19 protein-coding genes and 2 tRNA genes are annotated in these 21,924 nt (G+C 74.6%); 7 read left to right on the forward strand and 14 right to left on the reverse strand.

The annotated features are described in order from the left end of the window. Window positions 1-3: 3 nt before the first annotated feature. The gene (gene prfB / locus PH191_RS06380) at window positions 4-1,119 is read right to left on the reverse strand and encodes a peptide chain release factor 2 (RefSeq protein WP_274188283.1); all 1,116 of its coding nucleotides are present in this window, start codon (window positions 1,117-1,119) and stop codon (window positions 4-6) included. 149 nt (window positions 1,120-1,268) lie between these two features. On the opposite strand from prfB, the gene PH191_RS06385 reads away from it, so the two are divergent. Continuing rightward, the gene (locus PH191_RS06385; RefSeq protein WP_274193794.1) at window positions 1,269-2,135 is read left to right on the forward strand and encodes an NmrA family NAD(P)-binding protein; all 867 of its coding nucleotides are present in this window, start codon (window positions 1,269-1,271) and stop codon (window positions 2,133-2,135) included. Here PH191_RS06385 and PH191_RS06390 read toward each other — a convergent pair whose 3' ends face one another. From PH191_RS06390 to PH191_RS06400, 3 genes are all read right to left on the reverse strand, one after another. Next, complete coding sequence (locus tag PH191_RS06390; protein WP_274193795.1) at window positions 2,136-3,452, reverse strand: MFS transporter; 1,317 nt, start codon at window positions 3,450-3,452, stop codon at window positions 2,136-2,138. A gap of 71 nt (window positions 3,453-3,523) precedes the next feature. Continuing rightward, complete coding sequence (locus PH191_RS06395) at window positions 3,524-5,650, reverse strand: elongation factor G (RefSeq protein ID WP_274193796.1); 2,127 nt, start codon at window positions 5,648-5,650, stop codon at window positions 3,524-3,526. Between the two features lie 120 nt (window positions 5,651-5,770). Continuing rightward, entirely contained in the window at window positions 5,771-6,505 is a 735-nt protein-coding gene (locus tag PH191_RS06400) for an SDR family NAD(P)-dependent oxidoreductase (protein WP_274193797.1), read from the reverse strand. Window positions 6,506-6,629: 124 nt separating this feature from the next. Here PH191_RS06400 and PH191_RS06405 point away from each other — a divergent pair, with 124 nt between their 5' ends. Beyond that, on the forward strand, window positions 6,630-7,226 hold the full coding sequence (locus PH191_RS06405) for a TetR/AcrR family transcriptional regulator (protein WP_274193798.1): 597 nt from the start codon (window positions 6,630-6,632) through the stop codon (window positions 7,224-7,226). Window positions 7,227-7,232: 6 nt separating this feature from the next. Here the strand turns inward: PH191_RS06405 and PH191_RS06410 are convergent, their stop codons facing one another. The 3 genes from PH191_RS06410 to PH191_RS06420 form a co-directional block, all read right to left on the reverse strand. After that, complete coding sequence (locus PH191_RS06410) at window positions 7,233-8,357, reverse strand: acyl-CoA dehydrogenase family protein (RefSeq protein ID WP_274193799.1); 1,125 nt, start codon at window positions 8,355-8,357, stop codon at window positions 7,233-7,235. Window positions 8,358-8,368: 11 nt separating this feature from the next. Continuing rightward, window positions 8,369-9,541 (reverse strand): acyl-CoA dehydrogenase family protein, encoded by a 1,173-nt coding sequence (locus PH191_RS06415; RefSeq protein WP_274193800.1) that lies wholly within the window; start codon window positions 9,539-9,541, stop codon window positions 8,369-8,371. 61 nt (window positions 9,542-9,602) lie between these two features. Beyond that, window positions 9,603-10,814 carry a glycoside hydrolase family 3 N-terminal domain-containing protein gene (locus PH191_RS06420; RefSeq protein WP_274193801.1) on the reverse strand — a complete coding sequence of 404 codons (1,212 nt, stop codon included), beginning with the start codon at window positions 10,812-10,814 and terminating at the stop codon, window positions 9,603-9,605. 118 nt (window positions 10,815-10,932) lie between these two features. Between PH191_RS06420 and PH191_RS06425 the strand changes: the two genes are divergently transcribed. Further along, on the forward strand, window positions 10,933-11,883 hold the full coding sequence (locus PH191_RS06425; RefSeq protein WP_274193802.1) for an alpha/beta fold hydrolase: 951 nt from the start codon (window positions 10,933-10,935) through the stop codon (window positions 11,881-11,883). A gap of 4 nt (window positions 11,884-11,887) precedes the next feature. Here PH191_RS06425 and PH191_RS06430 read toward each other — a convergent pair whose 3' ends face one another. Continuing rightward, window positions 11,888-12,481, reverse strand: coding sequence for a class I SAM-dependent methyltransferase (locus PH191_RS06430; RefSeq protein WP_274193803.1), 594 nt, complete (start codon window positions 12,479-12,481; stop codon window positions 11,888-11,890). Window positions 12,482-12,578: 97 nt separating this feature from the next. Beyond that, the gene (locus tag PH191_RS06435; RefSeq protein WP_274188273.1) at window positions 12,579-12,863 is read right to left on the reverse strand and encodes a YggT family protein; all 285 of its coding nucleotides are present in this window, start codon (window positions 12,861-12,863) and stop codon (window positions 12,579-12,581) included. A 108-nt stretch (window positions 12,864-12,971) separates the two neighbouring features. On the opposite strand from PH191_RS06435, the gene PH191_RS06440 reads away from it, so the two are divergent. Together PH191_RS06440 and PH191_RS06445 are read left to right on the forward strand one after the other, a co-directional pair. Next, window positions 12,972-13,526, forward strand: a complete 555-nt coding sequence (locus PH191_RS06440) for a GNAT family N-acetyltransferase (RefSeq protein WP_274193804.1) — start codon at window positions 12,972-12,974, stop codon at window positions 13,524-13,526. Between the two features lie 16 nt (window positions 13,527-13,542). Beyond that, window positions 13,543-13,932 carry a DUF952 domain-containing protein gene (locus tag PH191_RS06445; protein ID WP_274193805.1) on the forward strand — a complete coding sequence of 130 codons (390 nt, stop codon included), beginning with the start codon at window positions 13,543-13,545 and terminating at the stop codon, window positions 13,930-13,932. Between the two features lie 153 nt (window positions 13,933-14,085). Here the strand turns inward: PH191_RS06445 and PH191_RS06450 are convergent. The 4 genes from PH191_RS06450 to PH191_RS06465 form a co-directional block, all read right to left on the reverse strand. Beyond that, a tRNA-Met gene (locus tag PH191_RS06450) sits at window positions 14,086-14,159 on the reverse strand. Window positions 14,160-14,221: 62 nt separating this feature from the next. Continuing rightward, a tRNA-Met gene (locus PH191_RS06455) sits at window positions 14,222-14,295 on the reverse strand. Window positions 14,296-14,367: 72 nt separating this feature from the next. Further along, window positions 14,368-17,382 (reverse strand): UPF0182 family membrane protein, encoded by a 3,015-nt coding sequence (locus tag PH191_RS06460; protein ID WP_274193806.1) that lies wholly within the window; start codon window positions 17,380-17,382, stop codon window positions 14,368-14,370. Between the two features lie 173 nt (window positions 17,383-17,555). Further along, window positions 17,556-18,599, reverse strand: coding sequence for a YlbL family protein (locus tag PH191_RS06465; protein WP_274193807.1), 1,044 nt, complete (start codon window positions 18,597-18,599; stop codon window positions 17,556-17,558). A 150-nt stretch (window positions 18,600-18,749) separates the two neighbouring features. On the opposite strand from PH191_RS06465, the gene PH191_RS06470 reads away from it, so the two are divergent. Then, window positions 18,750-20,225, forward strand: a complete 1,476-nt coding sequence (locus PH191_RS06470; RefSeq protein ID WP_274193808.1) for a zinc-dependent metalloprotease — start codon at window positions 18,750-18,752, stop codon at window positions 20,223-20,225. A 3-nt stretch (window positions 20,226-20,228) separates the two neighbouring features. Here the strand turns inward: PH191_RS06470 and PH191_RS06475 are convergent, their stop codons facing one another. After that, the gene (locus PH191_RS06475; protein ID WP_274193809.1) at window positions 20,229-20,813 is read right to left on the reverse strand and encodes a M48 metallopeptidase family protein; all 585 of its coding nucleotides are present in this window, start codon (window positions 20,811-20,813) and stop codon (window positions 20,229-20,231) included. 70 nt (window positions 20,814-20,883) lie between these two features. Between PH191_RS06475 and PH191_RS06480 the strand changes: the two genes are divergently transcribed. Continuing rightward, the gene (locus PH191_RS06480) at window positions 20,884-21,885 is read left to right on the forward strand and encodes a hypothetical protein (protein ID WP_274193810.1); all 1,002 of its coding nucleotides are present in this window, start codon (window positions 20,884-20,886) and stop codon (window positions 21,883-21,885) included. Window positions 21,886-21,924 lie beyond the last annotated feature (39 nt).

The raw sequence follows: 21,924 nt of genomic DNA on the forward strand, positions 1-21,924 counted from the left end.
TCGTCACGCGGCGGCTTCGCTCTGCTTGCGCCAACGGATGCCGGCGTCGAGGAAGTCGTCGATGAACCCGTCGAGCACCTGCGAGGTCTGCGACGTCTCGTGGTTGGTCCGCAGGTCCTTCACCATCTGGTACGGGTGCAGGACGTAGGAGCGCATCTGGTTGCCCCAGCTCGACCCGGAGTCCTTGAGGGAGTCGAGCAGGGCCCGCTCCTCCTCCTTGCGCCGGGCCAGGAGCTTCGCGGCGAGCACGGCCATCGCCGACGCCTTGTTCTGCAGCTGCGAGCGCTCGTTCTGGCAGGACACCACGATGCCGGTGGGCAGGTGGGTCAGCCGGACCGCGGAGTCGGTGGTGTTGACGCCCTGGCCACCGGGCCCCGACGAGCGGTAGACGTCGACGCGCAGGTCCTTCTCGTCGATCTCGACGTGGTCGGTCGACTCCACGACGGGGGCCACCTCGACGCCGGCGAACGAGGTCTGACGGCGGCCCTGGTTGTCGAAGGGCGAGATCCGGACCAGACGGTGGGTGCCCTGCTCGACCGAGAGGGTGCCGTAGGCGTACGGCGCGGAGACCTTGAACGTGGCCGACTTGATGCCGGCCTCCTCGGCGTACGACGTGTCGTAGACCTCGGTCGGGTAGCCGTGGCGCTCCGCCCAGCGCAGGTACATGCGCATGAGCATCTCGGCGAAGTCCGCGGCGTCGACGCCGCCCGCCTCGGCCCGGACGGTGACCAGCGCGTCGCGCTCGTCGTACTCGCCGGAGAGCAGCGTGCGCACCTCGAAGGCCGCGACGTCGGCGAGCAGCGCGGCACGCTCGGTGTCGGCCTCGGCGCGCAGGTCGGTGGAGTCCTGACCCGCCTCCTCGTCGGCCATCTCGTAGAGCGTGCCGAGGTCGTCGAGGCGCGAGCGCAGCGACTCGGCCCGCTTGAGGTCGGCCTGCTTGTGCGTGAACGCGCTGGTCAGCTTCTGCGCGGTCGCGACGTCGTCCCAGAGATCGGGTGCCTGGACCTGCTGCTCGAGCTCGGCCACCTCACGCCGCAGACCGTCGAGGTCCATCGCCGCCTCGACACTGTCCAGGGAGGCGGCGAGGTCCTTCAGCTCGGTCGCGGTCGTGTCATCCACTCCCCCAGCGTAATCGCCCGGCCTGCCGGCACCCCCGTGACGGCGGCCCGGAAGCGAGAGCACTGCTCTTGCGCTTCCCGCGACGAAGGTGCATCCTCGGATTCGAGAGCACTGCTCTCGCTTCGCGGATCGCTCCTCAGGAGGCAGCCATGCACCCCACCGTCCTCGTCACCGGCGCCACGGGCGCCACCGGCGCCGCCCTGCTCACCGCGCTCGAGGGCCGCGACGTCACCCCGCGGGTGATGGTCCGCGACCCCGGGCAGGCGGCGCGGTTCACCGGGGACGTCGCGGTGGCGGACCTCGACGACGGGGCCGCCGTGGCCCGCGCGCTCGAGGGCGTCGACGCCGCCTACCTCGTCACCCCGTCCTCGGAGCAGGCCGCGGAGCGCCAGAACCGGTTCGCCGACGCGGCCGTGACGGCCGGGGTGCGACGCCTCGTCGTGCTCTCCCAGTTCGCCGCGCGCCCGGACTCGCCGGTGCGCTTCCTGCGCTGGCACGCCGAGGTCGAGGCCCACCTGGCGACCCTGCCGATCGAGCGGGTGGTCCTGCGTCCCAACCTCTTCTTCCAGGGCCTGCTCGCCTTCGCCGAGCAGATCGCGCGGACCGGGCGCTTCGCCGCCCCGATCGGCGACGCCGCGATCAGCGCCGTCGACGTCCGCGACATCGGCGCGGTCGCCGCCGCGACCCTGGTCGAGCCGGGACACGCCGGCGCGACGTACACGCTCACCGGGCCCCGCGCGGTCACCCACCCGGAGATCGCCGCCGCGCTGTCGGCCGCGACGGGGCGCCCGGTCGCGTTCGACGACGTGACGCCGGCCGCGTTCGCCGAGGCCCTGGCGTGGTTCCTGCCGCCGTGGGGGCTCGCGGGGCTCGTCGAGGACTACGCCCACTACGCGCGGGGCGAGGCCGCCGTCGTGGACCCGGCGATCGCGCAGATCACGGGTCGCCCGGCCATCGACGTCACCGCCTTCGCCCGCGACCACGCCGGCGCGTTCACCGGTGCCGGCGCGGCCTGATCACGTCCCGACCACGAAGGCCTCCCGCTCCGCCGCCGTCCCCTCGCGCAGCGCGAGGACGGCGGCGAGCGTGATCAGGCAGACGACGACCATGTACACCGACACCGACAGCGACGTCCCCGTCGCGCCGATCAGCGCCTGGGCGATGAGCGGCGCGAACCCGCCGCCGAGCACCGCGCCGAACGCGTAGGCGAAGGACGCGCCGCTGTAGCGCACGTCGACCGGGAAGAGCTCGGCGTACGCCGCGGCCTGCGGGCCGTAGGTCAGCCCGAGCCCGACGCCGAGCACGGCCACCGCGAGCAGCATCAGCGGCAGCGACGCCGTGTCGAGCAGCAGGAAGAACGGGAACGACCAGACGAGCAGGCCGATGGTGCCGATGAGGTAGACGCGCCGCCGCCCGACCCGGTCCGACCACGCGCCGGACCAGACGATCGCGACGCCCCAGACCACCGCGCCCACGATCCCGACGGCGAGCATCGTGGAGCTCGGGAGCCCCAGGACGCGGGTGCCGTACGACGTGATGAAGGCGATCAGCAGGTAGCCGATCATGTTGTTGGCGATGAACAGCCCGATCGCGACGAGCAGGGCGCGGGGCTGGTTGCGCAGGACCGAGAGCATCGGCGCGGACCGGCGGGCGCGCTGCGCGCGCAGCTTCGCGAACACCGGGCTCTCGTCCACCCGGGCCCGGACGAAGAGGCCCACGCCGATCAGCACCACCGAGAGCAGGAACGGGATGCGCCAGCCCCAGGACAGGAACTGCTCCTTGGTGGTCGACGTCGACACCACGAGGAACACCAGGTTGGCGAGGATCAGCCCGATCGGCACGCCGACCTGCGGGTACGTGCCGAAGAACCCGCGCCGGCCCGGCGGGGCGTGCTCGACGGCCATGAGCGCGGCGCCGCCCCACTCGCCTCCGGCCGAGAGCCCCTGCAGCAGGCGCAGCACGAGCAGCAGGATCGGGGCGGCGACGCCGATGCTCGCGTACGTGGGCAGCAGGCCGACGCCCACCGTCGCCAGCCCCATGATCAGCAGGGTGGCGACGAGCATGCGCTTGCGCCCGATCCGGTCGCCGAGGTGGCCCGCGATCACCCCGCCCAGCGGGCGGGCGACGAAGCTGACGCCGATGGTCGCGAACGAGGCGAGCAGCGCGGTGGCCGGGTCGAGCGCGGTGAAGAACAGCTGGCTGAACACCAGCCCCGCCGCGCTGGCGTAGATGAAGAAGTCGTACCACTCGACGGTGGTGCCGACGAGGCTCGCGAGCGCGACCCGGCGTACCGCAGCGGGGTCCTCGGTGGACGTCGGCGGGCTCTGCGTCATCGCGGGCTCCCTCTCGGTCGGTGCGCCGGGAGGGTAGTCAGCCGAACGGACGTTCGGAAAGCCCTCGGCCGCTACCCCCCGACCGGCTCGTAGCGGCTGAAGCGCCGGGTGAAGGACGCCGTCCCCGAGGTCAGGGCCCGCAGGTCCACGGCGTAGCGCAGGAGGGCCTGCTCGGGGACCTCGGCGCGCACGTGGGTGCACCCCGGCTCGCCCGGCTCGGTGCCGACGACGCGCCCGTGCCGCGAGGCGAGGTCGCCGAGGACCGCGCCGAGCTGGGCGTCGTCCACGGTGACCTCGACCTCGTAGAGCCGCTCCATGACCACCGTGCCCGCCGCCGCCACCGCCTCCCGGATCGCGAGCGCGCCCGCCGTCTGGAACGCCTGGTCCGACGAGTCGACGCTGTGGGCCTTGCCGTCGACCAGGGTCACCCGCAGGTCGACGACGGGCCGGCCCGGTGTGACCCCGGCGTCGAGCTGGGCGCGGACCCCCTTCTCGACGCCGGGGATGTAGGCCCGCGGGATCGCTCCCCCGACGATCCGGTCGACGAACTCCACGCCCGACCCGCGCGGCAGCGGCTCGATCTCGATGCGGCAGACGGCGAACTGACCGTGCCCGCCCGACTGCTTGACGTGCCGCCCGAGCCCGGTGGCGGGGCCGGCGACGGTCTCGCGCTCGGGCACCGCGACGTCGGTGACCTCGACGTTCGCCCCCGAGGCCCGCAGGCGGGCGAGCACGACGTCGGCGTGGGCCTCGCCCGTGCACCACAGCACGATCTGGTGGGTGTCCTCGTTGCGCTCGACGCGCAGCGTGGTCTCCGTGGCGGCCAGGCGGGAGAGCCCGCGGGCCATCGCGTCCTGCGCCGACCGGTCGGCCGCGGTCACCGCGACCGGCAGCAGCGCCTCGGGCAGCTCCCAGCCGTCGAGGCCGACGGGGTCCTCGGCGGCGCAGAGGGTGTCGCCGGTGCCCACGGGGCCGAGCCTCGTCAGCGCGCAGAGGTCGCCGGCGACGCACCAGGGCACCTCGCGCAGCGTCGCCCCCAGCGGGGCGTAGACCCGGTTGACGCGCACGGTCTCGCCGCCCGACCGCGCCTCGGCGCCGGTGGGGTCCTCACCGTCGCGCGGGGCGGGGATGCGCAGCGGGTCCGCGCACACGGTCAGGGCGGTGTCGGGGCGCAGTCGGCCGGAGAACACGCGCACGAGCGAGACGCGGCTGCCCTGCGCGTCGGTGCCGGTGTGCACGACCTCGGCGACGAGCGGGCCGTCGGGGTCGGGGTCGACGGGGTCGTGGCCGGCGCCGTCGGGGGCGTGCGCGGGCAGCGGCGGGTGGGCGGTCGGGGGCGGCACGGCGTCGACGACGAGGTCGAGCAGGGCGTCGAGCCCCGCGCCGGTCGGGGCGCACACGCCGGCCACGGGCACGAGGGAGCGGCGCGCGACGGCCGTGGCCAGGTCGGCGCGCAGGGCGTCGAGGGCGACCGGCTCACCGCCGATCCAGCTCTCGAGCAGCGCCTCGTCCTCGCTCTGCTCGATGAGGGTCTCGACGAGCTCGCGGCGCAGGTCGTCGGGCTCCTCGGCGCTCGGGTCGTCGCCGGCCAGCAACGGGTGGACGGTGACCGTGCCGTCGGGCGCGCGTTCGGAGCGCGTCACGGGGACGAGCACCTCGCCCGATCCGGCGGCGACCTCCCGGCACGTGGCGAGAGCGGCGTCCTCGTCGGCGCGGGCGTGGTCGAGGCGGCTGAGCACGAGCACGGCGGGCAGCCCGGCGCGGCGGCACTCGGCGAGCAGGGCGGACGTCGGGGCGGCGACGCCGTCGGCGGCGTCCGCGGTCCCGACGACGAACAGCACCGCGTCCGCGGCGCGCAGGCCCGCGCGGACCTCGGCGAGGAAGTCGGGGCAGCCCGGGGTGTCGATCAGATTGATCTTGATGTCACGGTGCACGAGCGACGCGACGGCCGGGGCCACCGACCGCTGCTGACGCCGGGCGTCGGGGTCGTGGTCGGTGACGGTCGTGCCCGCGGCCACCGAGCCGGCTCGGGGGATCGCGCCGGCCGCGGCCAGCAGCTCCTCGACCAGCGTCGTCTTGCCCGCGGCCATCGGCCCGACGATCGCGACCGAGCGCACGGCAGCCGGATCGTCCGGCGCGAGCTCCCCCGCACGCCCGCCCCGACCTCTCCGGGCGCTGTCGGCCTTCGATCCGCCCATGACGACCACCCCGACTCCGTCGACCTCGGCGCGCCACCGCGCCGACACCGTCAGTCCACCGGAGTGACCGAGATCACGACAAGGGTTCGGGCCGGGTCGAGACCGGAACGGTCCGCGGGCTCAGACCTGCGCGACGCCGCCGTCGACGGCGAGGGTGGAGCCGTTGACGTAGCTCGAGGCGTCCGAGGCCAGGAACACGGCCGCGGCCGCGATCTCCTCGGGGGTGCCGTGCCGACCCAGGGGGATCAGGTCCTCGGCCTGCGACCGGACCTCGGCGGGGACGAGGTCGAGCAGGCCCGGCGTCGGCACCATCCCCGGCGCGAGCACGTTGACGCGGAAGCCGTACCGACGCGAGCTGTGGGCCCAGCCGCGGACCAGGTTGTGCACCGCGGCCTTGGTCGCCCCGTAGACCTCGAGGCCGGACTGCGGCCGGGTCGCGGCCGTCGAGCCGGTCACGATGATCGACGCCTCCGGCCGCAGCAGCGGCAGCGCGCCCTGGACGGTGAGGATCGTGCCCTTGACGTTGGTGGCGAACTGGGCGTCGATCTGCTCCTCGGTCACCTCGCCGAACGCCGCGTCGATGCCGATCCCGGCGTTGGCGACCACGACGTCGACGTGTCCGGCCTGCTCGCGGACGGTCGTGTAGAGCGCGTCGAGGTCGGCGGGCACGGCGGAGTCGCAGACCACCGCGGTCACGTCCTCACCGAGCTCGGCGACGGCCTTGTCGAGCGCTTCCCGGCGTCGACCGGTGATGACCACCGTCGCGCCCTCCTCGCGGAAGGCCCGCGCGATCGCGAGCCCGATCCCGCTGCTGCCCCCGGTGACCACGGCGACCTTGCCCGTGAGGACGGCCATGCCGCCCACCTCCTCGAATTGTTGACCGTACCGTCCAGAACACCTTCCCTGATCTGGACCGCGCGGTCAACATCTCGGAGGATCGGTTCTGGCCTGTCGGGTCCAGAACTCGTACCGTCGAGGGGTGCCACGCCCCCGGGAGTTCGACGAGGACCGCGTCGTCCTCGCCGTCCGCGACGCGTTCTGGGACCAGGGCTACGCGGCGACCTCGATGGACGACCTGCTGCGCGTGAGCGGGCTGGGCAAGGGCAGCCTCTACGGCGCCTTCGGCGACAAGCGCCGCCTGTTCCTGCGGGTGCTGCGCGAGTACGACGACGCGAACCTGCGCGGGCTGCGCGAGCGCCTGGGGTCGGCCGCACGGGGGGTCGACATGGTGCGCGAGTTCGTGCTCGGGGTGGCCGACGACCCGACCGGGGCCGCCGCACGACGCGGCTGCCTGCTGGCCAACAGCACCGCCGAGCTCGCCACCAGCTCCCCGGACGTCGCCGCCGAGGCCCGCCGCAGCTACGAGGCGATCACCGCGATCCTCACCGAGGCGCTCGAGCGCGCGCAGCGGGAGGGCGACGTCGACCCCGACGCCTACGCCGCCGAGGTCGCCCGCGCGGTCCTCGCCGCCCAGCTCGGGGTGGTGGCGCTGGGGCGGACCGGGATGGACGTCGCGGTGCTCACCGAGGTGGCGCGGTCGGCCCTGGCCCGGCTGCTGCCCGCGCCGTCGCCGTAGCGCCGCTCAGTCCATCGTGAGGGCGGCCAGTCGCGCGCGGTGCTCGTCGGCGGAGCCGAACAGCGGGGCGCGGCGGCGGGCGCGCTTGTAGAAGAAGTGCGCCTCGTGCTCCCAGGTGAAGCCGATGCCGCCGAAGAACTGGATCATCGCGCCGGTGGCGGCCCACGCGGCGTCGGCGGCCTTCGCCTTCGCGACGGCGACCGCGACGTCGACGCCGGGGTCCTCGGTGTCGACGGCGTGGGCGGCGAAGAGCACGGCGTGCTCGGCCATCGTCACGGCGACGTGCAGGTCGGCCATCGTGTGCTTGATCGCCTGGAACGACCCGACGGGGACGCCGAACTGCTTGCGCTCGCGGTCGTAGTCGACGGTGCGGGTGAGCGCCTCGCGGGCGACGCCGACGAGGTCCGCCGCCGTGAGCACCGCGCCCCGGGCCATCAGCGCGGCCACCGCGGCGGCACCGGAGAGCGTGCCGCCGCCCAGGGGCTCCGCGGGGGTGTCGGCGAGCTCCACCGCGCCCACGCGGGCGGTGCCGTCGTAAGTCTCCTGGTCGCGGATCGCGAGCCCGGAGGCCCCGCTCTCGACGAGGAACAGACCCGGCGTCCCGGACGGGTCGGTGGCCGCGACGACGATCAGCCCGGCGACCGACGGGTAGTCGACCGGCGACGCCGTGCCCGAGAGCCGGCTGACACCGTCATTCTGGCCGGAGGCGTCGACGGTGATGCCCCGGCCGTCCCACGACCCCGCCTCGCCGCGGAGGGCGACGGTGCCGATGGTCTCGCCCGCGGCGAGACCCGGCAGCCAGGCGGCCTGCTGCTCGGGCGAGCCGGCGAGGCGCAGGGCCTCGGCGGCGAGCACGGTGGCCGTCCACGGACCGGGCGCGACGCCGCGGCCGAGCTCGCGGGCCACGACCTGCGCGTCGAGCAGGCCGAGCCCGAGACCGTCGTGCTCCTCGGGGACGAGGACCGCGAGCGCGCCCTGGTCGGCGAGGCCCTTCCACAGGCTGACGGGATGCCCGTCGCCGTGCGGGTCCTCGACCACACCGCGGACGGCGTCGAGGTCGAACCGGTCGGCCAGGAACTCGCGGACCGTGGTCGCGAACGCCTGCTGGTCGTCGGTGAGCGCGAAGAACACCTGCGAGCTCCTCAGCGGGGGAGGCCGAGCACGCGCTCGGCGACGATGTTGCGCTGGACCTGGGACGAGCCGCCCCAGATGGTGACCGACCGCGACCACATCGCCTGGTGCTGGAACGGCGTGAGGTCGACGTCGGGGCGCGGCCGGGCGAGGCTCGCCTCCGGGCCGAGGACGTCGTCGAACGCCTCCCAGAGGTCCTGGAAGGTCTCCGACCACTGGAGCTTGGTCATCGACGACTCGGAGCCCAGGTCACGGCCCTGCTCGACCTGGGTGAGGATGTGCATCGCGTGGTAGCGCAGGCACTCCAGCTCCACGAGGCAGTTCGCCAGCTTCTGGCGGGCCACCGGGTCGTCCGAGCGCCCGAAGCGCCGGGCCTCGGCGACGATCTCGTCGTACTGCCGGCGGAACTCGGTGTACTGGCCGACGCCGGACGCGCCGCGCTCGAAGGAGAGCAGCAGCATCGCGGTGCGCCAGCCCGCCCCGATCTCGCCGAGGCAGTCCTTCGCGGGCACCCGCGCGTCGGTGAAGAAGACCTCGCCGAACTCGCTGGCCCCGCTCATCTGCTTGAGCGGACGGGCCTCGACGCCCGGCTGGTCCATGTCGATGAGCATCATCGACAGGCCCTTGTGGCGCTCCGAGCCCGGCTCGGTGCGCACGATCGTGAAGATCTTGTCGCCGTGCATGGCATTCGTGGTCCAGATCTTCTGGCCGTTGACCACGTAGTCGTCGCCGTCGCGCACGCCGCGCGTGGCCACCGCCGCGAGGTCGGATCCCGCGCCGGGCTCGGAGAAGCCCTGGCACCAGATCACCTCGTTGCGCAGCATCGGCCCGATGATCTCGGCCTTCTGATCCGGCGTGCCGATCGCCATGATCGTCGGGGCGAGGAACGTCAGCCCCAGCACGTTGACGGTCTGGGGCGCGCGGGCGCGCACCATCTCCTCGTCGTAGAGGGCCTTCATGCCCGGCGTGCCCCCGCGGCCGCCGTACTCCGTCGGCCACTCGATGCCCGAGAAGCCCGCGGCGGTCTTGGAGGCCTCCCAGTCCCGTCGCAGCCGGAACGACTCGTCGTCGTCGAGGGCGCGCCAGAAGCCCGGCTGCGTCCACTCGTCGGGGATGTTGGCCGCGAGCCAGGTCCGCAGCTCCTCGCGGAACTGCTCCTCCTCGGCCGTGTAGCTCAGGTCCACGGGCGCCACTCTGGCAGAACCCCCCGACCCTCCGCAGGATCGGACTACCCGTCAGTAGGGATCAGGGCGCGCAGCGGAGGATCCCGCGGTCCGACTTCAGCGTCAGGACGCGGCGCGCGCTCTCCTCGAGGCGGCGGGCGAACGCCGGGTCCTCGTCGGCCTCCGCCGTGAGCGCCTCGACCATCGGCCCCAGGTCGGACGCCTCGATCGTCAGCACCTGGTCGCCGCCCGCGGCCACGAAACGGGTCGCCCGCTGGCCGACCGGCACGTCGGTCACCGCCGCCGCCGCGCCGACGTCGTCGGTCGACACCACCCCGGTGAAGCCCAGGCGCCCGCGCAGCAGGTCGGTGATCACCGCGCGGCTGAACAGGGCGCGGTTGTCGGGATCGATCCGCTCGTAGACCGCCGACGACATCATCACCACGGGCGCGCCGGCCGCGATCCCGGCGCGGAACGACGCGAGCCCGGGGTCGTCGACGCCGGTGCGGGTGTCCGCGGCGCCGGCGAAGTCGGTGTTCTCCCGCACCCGCCCGAGGCCCGGGAAGTGCTTGAGCGTCGCGTGCACCCCGCCCTGGTCCAGGCCCTCGACGAAGGCGGTCACGGCGTCGGAGACCCGCGCGGGGTCGGTGCCGAAGCCGCGGTCGAGCGCGCCGACCGGCTCGTTCGCCTCGCCCAGGTCCGGGTCGACGACGTCGGCCACCGGGGCGAGGTCGAGCGTCACCCCGGCGCCGGACATCTCCTCGCCCCACCCCCGGGCGTCGGCGCGCAGGCCGGCCGGGTCACGGCCCTGCGTCACGGCCGCGGGGATGCGCGTGAAGCCCTCGCCCTTGAGGTCCTGGACCTTGCCGCCCTCCTGGTCGACGGCGACCGTCACGGGGACGCGGGCGGTGTCCTGCACCTCGCGCGTGGTGGCCGTGACCTGCGCGCGGGAGGCCTCGCCCCCGGCGGCGTCGGTGAGGATCACGCCGCCGGCCCCCTCGCCGAGCGCCTCGCGCCCGGCCGCGGTGAGCCCGTCGGCGGGCACGCCGACCATCACCAGCTGGGCGGCGCGCTCGCGGGTGTCCATGCTGCCGACGACGCTGTCCACGCAGGCCGCGGCGGGATCGGCCGGGGCCTGCGACGACGGTGGCGTGGCGGCGCGGGGGCTCGGCGCGTCGCTCGCGGGCGCCGGTGGCGGGCCCGTCGGCTCCCCGGTGCAGGCGGTGGGGCCGAGCACCAGCACCGCCGTCACGGCGACGAGCACGCGGACGGGGACGCGACGGGCACCGGGCATCGCGGGGCAGTGTGCCCTACGGGCGTGGGGGCGCTCGGTGCCCTCCGGGGTGCGCGTGTGTCTCCGTGCCCGGACACGGGTGAGCACGCACCGGCGCGGGGAGACAGGATGGCGCCCGATGACCGCCACACGCCGCACGCGCACCCTGCACGGGCAACGGATGTCGTACGTCGAGGCGTGCCCCGACGCGGTACCGGGCACCGAGGGCGGCCCGGCCGACCCCGAGGTCGTCGTGCTCGTGCACGGCATCGCCGGCAGCGCCGAGACGTGGACGCCGGTACTGCAGGCGTTCGAGCGCACCGGCTGCGACCGCCTCCTGCTGGCCCCGGAGCTGCTCGGGCACGGCGAGTCCGCGGGTGTGGGCGGCGACTTCTCGCTCGGCGCCTACGCCAACGGGCTGCGCGACCTGCTCGCGGTGCTCGGGCACCGCCGGGTCACCGTCGTCGGGCACTCGCTCGGCGGCGGGGTGGCGATGCAGTTCGCCTACCAGTTCCCGGAGATGTGCTCGCGGCTCGTGCTCGTCTCCTCCGGGGGCCTGGGGCGCGGCGTGAGCCCGGTCCTGCGCCTCGCGGCCCTCCCCGGCGCGGAGTGGGTGCTGCCGGTGCTGGCCTCCACCGGGCTGCTCGGGCTCGGCGCCCGTGGGCTGCGCCTGGCCGCCTCGCTCCCCACGATGGGCCCCGGGGCGGTGGGGCTGCGCGAGGCCGCCCGGCACGCCGCCTCCCTCACCGAGCGCGCCCACCTGGACGCGTTCGTCGACACCGTCCGGGCGGTCATCGGCCCCGGTGGCCAGCGGGTCAGCGGCACCGACCGGCTCTACCTCACCGAGGGCCTGCCCACCCTCGTGGTGTGGGGCGACCGCGACCCCGTCATCCCCGTCGGGCACGCGCGCCGGGCCGGCGAGCTGATCCCGCACGGGCGGCTGGAGATCTTCCAGGGCGCCGGCCACTTCCCGCACTGCGACGAGCCGGAGCGCTTCGCGGCCCTGCTCACCGAGTTCTGCGACGCCAACGCGCCGGCGGAGATCGACGTCGCGAGCCTCGGCCCGCGGGTGGCGTCGCGCGGGGCGTGAGTCCTCAGCGGGGGTTCCGGCACTGGTAGGCCAGCGCCGGGGGCAGGTTGCGCCACACCGTCGGGGTCACCCGCACCTCGCTGAACTCGCTCTCCAGCACACCGCGGAAGCGGCGCTGGGTGGGCAGCCGCGTGACGTGGCTGTAGGCGAAGGTGGTGAACGGCGCGCCGGGGGCGAGCACCTTGGTGACCTGGTCGATGATCCCGCGCTGCGCCGACTCCGGGAACAGCGTCCAGGGCAGGCCGCTGATCGCGGCGTCGACCTGGTCGACCCCGATGTCGGCGAGCAGCTTCTGCAGATCGGCCGCGTCGCCCTCGACGACCTCGAGCCACGGCCGGGTGCGCCGCAGGTGCTCCACCATGCCGGGGTCGATCTCGACGGCGATGTGGCGCGCGCCCTCGGGCAGGCGACGGCGCAGTGCGGCGCTGACCACGCCCGTGCCGGGGCCGAGCTCGACGACCACGGGCTGCCCCTCGGCCGGGGCCACGGAGGCGAGCAGGTCGGAGAGCGCCCGCCCGCTGGGCGCCACGGCACCGATGACGGCCGGGGAGCGCACGGCCGAGGAGACGAAGGTGACGAAGTCTCGGACAGGACTCACGAGGTCCACAGTGTCAGCTCCCCGCGCGGGTCGCCCACTCGGGAGACGTGGCGCGCGCCTCTCTCGTCCTGCGGGTTCGCGCAGTGGTCCCTCCGGCTCAGCGGGGGTCCACCACCCGCATCAGGATGAACGTCACGAGCAGCAGGATCATGATCGACAGGTCGAGGCTGACGTTGCCGATGCGCACCTGCGGGATGATGCGGCGCAGCAGCTTCACCGGCGGGTCGGTCACCATGAACAGCACCTCGAGCCCTGCCGCCGTGCTCCCGGCGGGGCGCCAGTCGCGGGCGAAGCTGCGCACGATCTCGACGACGAGCCGCCCCACGATGAACAGCCACAGCAGGAAGAGCGCGTAGTACACGAGCAGCAGGGCGAGCTCCATGCCTCCAGAGTGCCTGACCGTCCGGGGAGACGGAGACCCGCCTGCCGGTTCCCCGATCGATTGGCTACGGTCGATGACCGCCGTCGGGAACGCAGGACAGGAGGTCGCGTGGTCGTCCTGGTGCCTGTCGACGAGCGGCTCACCGGCCCGGGTGCACCCGGGCTGGCCGAGCTGTGCGCCGACGGCGTGGAACCGCTGGTCGAGGCCGTGCTGCGCTCCGAGATCGACGTGGCGCCGTCGGCCGAGACCACCGGCCCGATCCCCCGCGGCGGCGTCGAGGCCGACGTGCACCCCCGGACGTTCCTGTCCGTCGACCCTCGCGATCGCCAGGTGGTGGGCACCTGCGGCTTCCGAGGGCCCGTCCGCGGCGGACGCGTCGAGATCGCGTTCTGGACGTTCCCGCCGTTCGAGGGCCGCGGCTGGGCGACGGCCATGACCCGCACGCTCGTCGCGCGCGCCTTCGAGGACCCGTCGGTGCACACCGTCGTGGCGCACACCCTGCCCGAGCGCGCCCCGGCCGCGAGCGTCCTGACGGCGAACGGGCTGGTGCGCGTGCAGTCCCGCCGGCGCGACGAGGCCGGCCCGGGAGGGGCGGTGCGCGGGACGGTGTGGCGGTGGGAGACCCACCGGCCGACGCGCGCGAACGCCGCCCCGGCCCGCTGAGCGGCCGGACGGCGCCGTGATCCTGCACCTGTGCACCCGCGAGGAGCTCGCCGCGGCCCGGGCGGAGGGGGCCCGCAGGCCGCCGTCGCTCGACGAGGTCGGGTTCGTCCACCTCTCGGACCCGGGGACCGTCCACCTGCCCGCCTCGCGGCTCTACGCCGGCCGCGACGACGTCGTGGTGCTCGTCGTCGATCCCGCCCGCCTGGCCGCCCACGGTGTGCCGGTGCGCTGGGAGCCCGGAGTGGGCCCGCAGGGCACCGAGGACCCGCGGGGCCCGTGGTTCCCCCACGCCTACGGCGCGCTGCCCATGGAGGCCGTCGTGGCCGTGCACGACCTCGTCGCGGAGCAGGACGGGAGCTTCCGGCCGCCGCCGCCCGTCGCGGACGCCGCGACGCCGGGGTCCTGAGCGGGGGTATTCGAGCGAAGGGCACCACAGCCGACCAGAGCGGCGGTGGGCGCCCTTCGCCGGGACAGCCGGCTGCGACCCCGCGGCCGCCGACCGACGACCCCGGGAACGACAACGGCCCCCGACCTGGTGGTCGGGGGCCGTCGTCGCGCGTAGCGGGGACAGGATTCGAACCTGTGACCTCTGGGTTATGAGCCCAGCGAGCTACCGAGCTGCTCCACCCCGCGTCGTGCCCGTGGCCCTGGGCTGGGGATCCCGGCCTCCGGAACGATCTCCGGAACCGGTGTCGTAGCGGGGACAGGATTCGAACCTGTGACCTCTGGGTTATGAGCCCAGCGAGCTACCGAGCTGCTCCACCCCGCGCTGCGTTCTGTCCGTAACGGTACACGGCGCCCACCCCACCCCGCCGAGGGGGTGGGATGGGCCCGGGGACCGTCAGCCGCCGGCAGTGGCCGGCGTGGCGGTGGCCGGCGCGGCCCCGGTGGCCGCCCGGAACTGCGCGATCGCGGCGTCGAGCGCCGCCTCGGCGTCACCGATGCCCCGGAAGTCCCGCGCGGCCTGGGCCTGCGAGAGCCGGTCGAGGGCGTCGTTCATCCCGGTCACGGCCTGGTTGAGCTCCGGGCTCAGCGTCTGGCCCTGCTGGCCGGTGGGCAGCGGTCCGCCACCCGTGTTGACGCCCGGCGCCGGCGGCTGCTGCGCCACCGCACCCAGGCCCGGGACGCTGAGCCCCGGCGGGAGCGGCACGCCCTGGAACGCGGCCTGCAGCGCGCCCTGCAGCGTCGGCGCGTAGCCGATGTCGCCGTTGTTGAAGCGGGCGATGACGCCGAACAGCTGCGGGAACGACGTCTGCGCGTTCCGCTCGACGTAGATCGGCTCGACGTAGAGCAGACCGCCGGCGACGGGCAGCGTGAGCAGGTTGCCGTACTGCACCTGCACCGGTGTGCCCGACTGCCGCAGCGTGAACAGCCCGCCGTTGACCGACTGGCTGGTCAGCAGCTCGGCCTGGACCTGCTGCGGACCCTGCGGACCCCGCTGGTCGCCGGTGAGCTGCGCGGGCAGCTCGAGCACGGTCATCCGCCCGTAGTTCTCGGGCTCCGAGCTCACCGAGAGGTAGGCCGAGAGGTTCGGTCGCGAGAGGGCGAGCAGCGTGCTCGTCATCTGGAACTGGGTGTCCGGCGCCGCGCCCGGCCGCGGGTCACCCGCGAGCAGGTAGTACGGCGGGATCGACGCGTTGCTCTCCCGCGTCGGGTCCTCCGGGACGGTCCAGAAGTTCTGCGTCGAGAAGAAGTCGCGCGGGTTCTCGACGTGGTACCGGGTCAGCAGGTCGCGCTGGACCTTGAAGATGTCCTCCGGGTACCGGAAGTGCGCCCGCAGGGACGGCGAGACGTCCGACGACGGCTGGACGACGCCCGGGAAGGCCCCCATCCAGGTGCGCAGCACCGGGTCCTGCTCGTCGACCGCGTAGAGGTGCACCTCGCCGCTGTAGGCGTCGACGGTGGCCTTCACCGAGTTCCGCATGTAGCCGGCGGAACCGGCCGGGGTGGCCGGGCGCAGCGAGTCGCTGGTGGCCTGCCCGAGGTCGACCTGCTGGGCGTACGGGTAGCGCGGCAGCGTCGTGTAGCCGTCGACGATCCACTGCATCCGGCCGTCGACCACCGCGGGATACGGATCGACGTCGGTGCGCAGCCACGGCGCGACCTTCTGGACGCGCTCGACGGGCGTGCGGTTGTACATGATCCGCGAGTTCTCGCCGATCGAGCCGTTGAACAGGATGTTCCGCTCGCCGTAGGCGGCGGCGAAGATCAGCCGCTGCGCCCAGTTGCCCACCGGGACGCCGCCGGGGCCCTCGTAGGCCGTGGCCGGGCGGCCGGGGCCGTCGTACTCGCGACCCTGCTCACCGGGGATGCCGCCGACGATCGCGTAGTCGTCGGCGCCGCCGAGGAACTCGCCGTAGTAGATGCGGGCGCCGTCGGGGCTGATGCCGAACGGCCCCGGGTTGCTCGAGTCGCTGACCTCGAACTGCGGCAGCCCGCCCTGGCTCGCCTCGGCGCTCGCCGGAGCGTTGACCCGGTCGGCCGGGGCCGACACGAGGCCCTGGCCGTGGGTGTAGACGAGGTGACGGTTGATCCAGTCCTGCTGGTTGCCGATAAGGGCGTCGGGGTTGATCTCGCGCGCGGCCAGCACGTAGTCCTGCCGCTGCCCGCCGACCGTGTAGCGGTCGATGTCGAGGTCCGGCGAGAAGCTGTAGAAGTTCGTCAGCTGCTGCTGGACCGCGAACGTCCGGTTGAGCCGCGACGGGTCCTGGATGCGGATGTTGTTCAGCGTCGCCTGGCTGTTGGCCACGTCCTGCGGCGGGATCGCGGCGTTCCCGGCGGCCGACGCGACCTGCGGGGCGTAGGGGATGACGCCGACGTTGTTGAGCGCGAAGGCCTGGCGCGTCGCCGCGATGTTCCGCGAGATCGACTCCGCCTCGCGGTCGATGGCGTTCGGGCGCACCGAGAACTGCTCGAGCACCGCGGGCCACGCCGCCCCGACCAGGACGCTCGAGAGCACGAGCAGCGCCAGCGCGATCGCCGGGATCTGGAGGTTGCGCAGCACCACCGCGGAGAAGAAGGCCGCCGCGCAGATCACCGCGATGATCAGCAGGATCAGCTTCGCCGGCATCGCGGCGTTGAGGTCGGTGTAGGTGGCACCGAAGAAGTTGGCGCCGCCCTCGGCCGCCTTGCGGTCGGAGAACAGCAGCTCGTAGCGGTCGAAGAAGTACGCCACGGCCTTGAACAGCACGAACGTGCCCGCGAGGACCGCGAGGTGGGCACGGGCCGGCGGGGCGACGGCGCCGTTGCGCCCGGCCAGGCGGATGCCGCCGAAGAGGTAGTGCGCCACCAGCGCGGCGACGAAGCTCACGGCGATCGCGACGAACAGCCAGCTCAGCAGCCAGCGGTAGAACGGCAGCTGGAAGACGTAGAACGAGATGTCGTGGCCGAACACCGGGTCGGCGACACCGAACGGCGTGGAGTTCAGGAAGAGCTGCACGGTCTGCCAGTCGGCCTGCGCCGAGAGGCCGGCGATGAGCGCGACGACCGCGGGGATGCCGATCGCGAACCAGCGCGGGCGCGCGAGCACGACCGTGCGGTACCGGGCGACGGGGTCCTCGGCGGCCGCCCCGGCCACGGGCACGAACACCGGGCGCACCCGGTAGGCGATCACCAGGTTGAGGGCGAGCAGGCCGCCCATGAGCACGGCGGCGACGACGAACTGCAGCACCCGGGTCCACAGGATGGTCGTGAAGACGCCGCGGAAGCCGACCTCGCCGAACCAGGCCCAGTCGACGTACACGTCGACCAGGCGGGCGCCGCCGAGGAGCACGACGAGCGCCACCGCGCCGACGATCAGCAGCGTCTTCGTCCGTCGCGACAGCTGGGGGGTCGCCGTCGGGGGCCGGTTGGCCACGGGGTCACTCTCCTGATAGCGGGGGGCCGGACGCGCAATCGTGGCCGGGCGTGCGTGTATCTCAGGGCGCCACTCTACGAATACCGTGTGGGGTCGACGTGGCCCGGCATGTCCGGATCCCCTCCCGCCCTGCTCGGGGGGCGGTGGGCCCGCTCACCAGGCGCGTCGGGACCTCAGCAGGGCGTCGGCGCCCGTCCCGCGCGGATCGCCTCGAGGGCGGCGATCCCTTCGTTCAGCGTCCCGACCCTCGCGAGCTGCAGCCCGTCCGGGACGTCCGTGACGGCCTCCGCGCAGTTGCCCGCGGGGACCAGGAACACCTGCGCGCCGTCGTGGCGGGCGGCGTCCATCTTGAAGCGGATGCCGCCGATGTCGCCGACGCGGCCGGTGGCGTCGATCGTCCCCGTGCCGGCCACCACCCGTCCCCCGACGAGGTCGCCGGGCGTGAGCTTGTCGACGATCGCCGTGGCGAAGATCAACCCGGCCGAGGGCCCGCCGATGTCGCCGAGGCTGATCCGCACGTCGACCGGGGAGTCGACGATGTTCGTCGGGGTCACGCCCAGGAAGCCGCGGGGGTCGCCGTCGGGGCGGGCCGCGGCGACGACGGCGACGTCGGTGCGCGGGCCCGGTGCCCCGAGCGGGCCGCGCTGCACGGTCACGGTCACCGTCTGGCCCGGCCGGGTCGGCGCCAGGGCGTCGACGACCTCCTGCGGCGTCGTCACCGGGCGGCCGTCGACCGCGACGATGCGGTCGCCGGGGGCGAGGCGGCCCGCGGACGGGGAGTTGTCGAGCACCGAACCGACCTGGACGGCGGTCGGGTAGCCGAGGTGGCGCAGGGCCGCGGCCTCCGCGTCGGTCTCGGACTGCGCGAACTGCCGGGTGTTCTCCTGGTCGACCTGCTCGCTGGAGCGCCCCGGCGGGTAGACCGACTCGCGCGGGAGCACCTGCTCCTCGCCGGAGGCCCACATGGCCATCGCACCGAAGAGCGTCACCTGCGTCGTCACCGCGACCGTCGTCATCCGCAGCTGGCCGGTGGTCGGGTAGACGGGGACCGGGCCGCTGACGTCCACCACCGTGCGCCCGTCCGCGCCCGCGCCGAGGACGTCGAACGTCGGGCCGTCGCCGAGCGCCACGAACGGCACCCGCACCGTGGCGCCGAGCAGGCCCAGGACCCCGGCCAGCACGAGTCCGAGCGCCAGGGTCGCGCGCAGCCGGGTCACGGGCGGTCAGGGTAGTGATTGCTCGGACACGACCGATCCGCACCCGTGCACGGGGATCCGGCCGTGCGCCGACTGGGAAGTTCCTGGGCGTTCGCCGTGGGCGTGCGCTCAGGGCCCACACGGGTGTCCGGGCCGCGTACCGTCGGCACCATGAGTGACCTGCCCTTCGGCTTCGGGCCGTCCGACTCCGACGACGAGTCCCGCCGCTCCGGATCCGGTGGGTCCGGCGGCTCCGGTCCCGGGGGTCCCGGCGGCCCCATGGGCTTCGGCCTGCCCGGCATGGGGGGCGCCGGCGGTCCCGGTGGCCCCGGCGGCTTCGACATGGGCCAGCTCGGGCAGATGCTCACGCAGCTCGGGCAGATGCTCAGCCAGTCGTCCGGGCCGGGCAACGACGGCCCCGTGAACTACAAGCTTGCCGCCCAGATGGCGCACCAGCAGCTCGGCGCCGAGGGCAGCGCCAAGCCGACGAGCGAGCAGCAGCGTGCGGCCGAGGAGTCGGTGCGTCTCGCCGAGCTGTGGCTCGAGGACGCGACGACCCTGCCGTCCGGCACCTCGCACGTCGCGGTCTGGTCGCCGGCGCAGTGGGTGGACACGACGATGCCCACCTGGCAGCGCCTGTGCGACCCCGTGGCGCAGCGCGTCGCGGGCGCCTGGGTCGAGGGCCTGCCCGAGGAGGCCCGCCAGATGGCCGGCCCGATGCTCGGGATGATCTCCCAGGTCGGCGGCATGGCCTTCGGCTCGCAGCTCGGCGCCGGGCTCGCCCAGCTCGCCAAGGAGGTGCTCACCTCCTCGGAGGTCGGCCTGCCCCTCGGCCCGGAGGGCACCGCCGCGCTCCTGCCGGGCGCGATCACCACCTTCACCGAGGGCATCGACCGCCCGGCGGGCGAGGTGCTCGTCTTCCTCGCCGCCCGCGAGGCGGCGCACCAGCGCCTGTTCGGGCACGTGCCGTGGCTGCGCCAGCGCCTGCTCGCCACCGTCGAGGAGTTCGCCCGCGGCATCTCCATCGACACCTCGCGCATGGAGGAGCTCGCGCGCGACGTCGACCCGATGAACCCCGAGTCCCTGCAGCAGCTCATGAGCTCGGGGATGTTCGAGCCGCAGACCACCGAGTCGCAGAAGGTCGCACTGCGCCGCCTCGAGACCCTCCTCGCGCTCGTCGAGGGCTGGGTCGACGTGGTGGTCGCCGACGCCGTGGGCGAGCGCCTGCCCGGTGCCTCCGCGCTCGGCGAGACCCTGCGTCGCCGCCGTGCCTCCGGCGGGCCCGCGGAGCAGACCTTCGCCACCCTCGTCGGGCTGGAGCTGCGTCCGCGCCGGTTGCGCGACGCCGCCGCGCTGTGGCGGGCGCTCACCGACGAGCGCGGCATCGAGGGCCGCGACGCGGTCTGGTCGCACCCCGACCTCATGCCGACCGCCGACGACCTCGACGACCCGGCCGCCTTCGTGGGCGGCACGAAGACCGTCACCGGTGGCGGGACGAACACGGAGGGTTCGGCCGAGAGCTTCACCGACCTCGACGACCCGCTGGCGCGCCTCGAGGCCGAGATGAAGGCCGAGCAGGAGGCGAAGGACGCGAAGAAGGACGCCGAGAAGGACGAGCCCGGGGAGGGCGACGGTCCGGCGTCCTAGGGCTCAGTCCTCGTCCGCGGCCTCGTCGGGCTCGCCGTCGGTCTCGGTGATCGGGAGGCCGGCGCCGGCCGCGAGGCCCTCGAGGTAGCCGATCGCGCGCTCGCTGCGCGGGTACGCGGCCTCGAGCGCCCGGAACGCCGGGCCGTGCCGCGGTTCGCGCAGGTGGACGAGCTCGTGCACCAGCACGTGGTCGAGCACCCACCCGGGCACCTCGCGGAGCTTCTCGCTGACGCGGATCGTCGCGTCGGCGGGCGTGCACGACGCCCACCGGGTGCGCATCGGCTTCGTCCAGCGCACCGACGCCGGTCGCGGCCAGGCACCGTCGGGGGCGATCGGGTCCAGGTGGGCACGCGCCAGGGCGTCGGCGCGGTCACCGAGGTCGGCGTCGCCCGCCCGGCGGCCCGGGCGGCGCCGGGCGTCCGCGCGCTCCAGGCGCTGGAGCATCTCCTCCACCCAGTGCCGCTCCTGCGCCCGTGACATCGACGCGGGGATGTTCACCACGACGGTCGAGCCCTCGCGGTGGGCGTCCACCGTCCGCCGGCGCCGGGCGCTGCGACGCACCTCGACGTCGGGACGCGATTCGACCATGACGTCGAGCCTAGAAGGCGGGATCCGGACGGCCCTCCGCTGCGTCGAACCAGGTGTGTCCCCGGCTCCCGTGCTCTCCCCCGTCCCCACCGTCCCGACCCCCGATCGGCCCCGTCTCCGCGACCCGGCCCTGCACCGCGCGCCCGACGTCCTGCAGTTCGGCGCCGACCCGTCCGAGGCCCTGGTCGTCGACGGCCTGACGCCGCCGCTCGTGCGCATGGTCGACGCCCTCGACGGCACCCGTTCCCGGGCGCGCGTGCTGGCCGAGGCCGTGGCCGCCGGCGCGGCCCCGGCCGCCGCCGACGAGCTCCTCGCCCGCCTGCACGCCGAGGGCCTGCTCGTCGGGGCGCCGCAGCCCGGTGCCCTGGCCGAGCGCCGGGTGGTGGTGCACGGGTCGGGCCGGATCGCGGTGTCCGTGGCCTGCCTGCTCGCCGCGGCGGACGTCGGACGGGTGCTCGTCGAGGCCGCCGGCACGGTGGTGCGCGACGACGTCGGCACCGGCCTGCTCCCCGGCGACGTTGGGCGCCCCGCCCGGTGGGCGGCCGCCGACGCGGTGGCGCGCGCGGCGGGCGGGGCCCCGCCACCCGGCGACGGGCCGGGGCGCCGCTGGCTCACGGCCCACGCCGACCTCGTCGTCCTCGCCGACGGCGCCCGTCCCGATCCGCTGGCGGCGTCGGAGCTCGTGGTCGCAGGCCGGGTCCACCTCCCGGTGGGCGTCCTCGACGGCGTCGGCGAGGTGGGGCCGCTCGTGGTGCCGGGGACGACGCCGTGCCTGCGGTGCGAGGACCTGCGGCGCACCGACACCGACCCCGCCTGGCCGCGGGTCGCCGCCGAGCTGGCGGGCCGTCGTGTCGCCGTGCCCGTGGCCCTCGCCGCGGCGATCGCCGCGTGCGCCGCCGCGCAGGCGCTCGCGCACCTCGAGGGAGACGTCCCCGCGGCGCACGGCGCGGCGCTCGTGCTCGACCCGGACGGCACCCACCGGCCCCGATCGGCGCGGCATCACCCGGAGTGCGGGTGCCGGGCTCTCACCGTGCGTCCGCCCACGAGCCGCCACCGCGTGGTCGCCGCGTGACGCTCGGAACACGGGCTGCACGTCACACCGCGAGTTAGA

Origin of the sequence: Actinomycetospora callitridis, from assembly GCF_028737265.1 — a bacterium.
In the GTDB taxonomy this organism is placed as follows: Bacteria; Actinomycetota; Actinomycetes; order Mycobacteriales; family Pseudonocardiaceae; genus Actinomycetospora; species Actinomycetospora callitridis.

Bases quoted from the DNA above. Each gene is read 5' to 3' on its own strand.
- PH191_RS06385 (WP_274193794.1), top strand. From the start codon at position 1,269: ATGCACCCCACCGTCCTCGTCACCGGCGCCACGGGCGCCACCGGCGCC.
- PH191_RS06390 (WP_274193795.1), bottom strand. From the start codon at position 3,452: ATGACGCAGAGCCCGCCGACGTCCACCGAGGACCCCGCTGCGGTACGC.
- PH191_RS06395 (WP_274193796.1), bottom strand. From the start codon at position 5,650: ATGGGCGGATCGAAGGCCGACAGCGCCCGGAGAGGTCGGGGCGGGCGT.
- PH191_RS06400 (WP_274193797.1), bottom strand. From the start codon at position 6,505: ATGGCCGTCCTCACGGGCAAGGTCGCCGTGGTCACCGGGGGCAGCAGC.
- PH191_RS06420 (WP_274193801.1), bottom strand. From the start codon at position 10,814: ATGCCCGGTGCCCGTCGCGTCCCCGTCCGCGTGCTCGTCGCCGTGACG.
- PH191_RS06425 (WP_274193802.1), top strand. From the start codon at position 10,933: ATGACCGCCACACGCCGCACGCGCACCCTGCACGGGCAACGGATGTCG.
- PH191_RS06435 (WP_274188273.1), bottom strand. From the start codon at position 12,863: ATGGAGCTCGCCCTGCTGCTCGTGTACTACGCGCTCTTCCTGCTGTGG.
- PH191_RS06470 (WP_274193808.1), top strand. From the start codon at position 18,750: ATGAGTGACCTGCCCTTCGGCTTCGGGCCGTCCGACTCCGACGACGAG.
- PH191_RS06475 (WP_274193809.1), bottom strand. From the start codon at position 20,813: ATGGTCGAATCGCGTCCCGACGTCGAGGTGCGTCGCAGCGCCCGGCGC.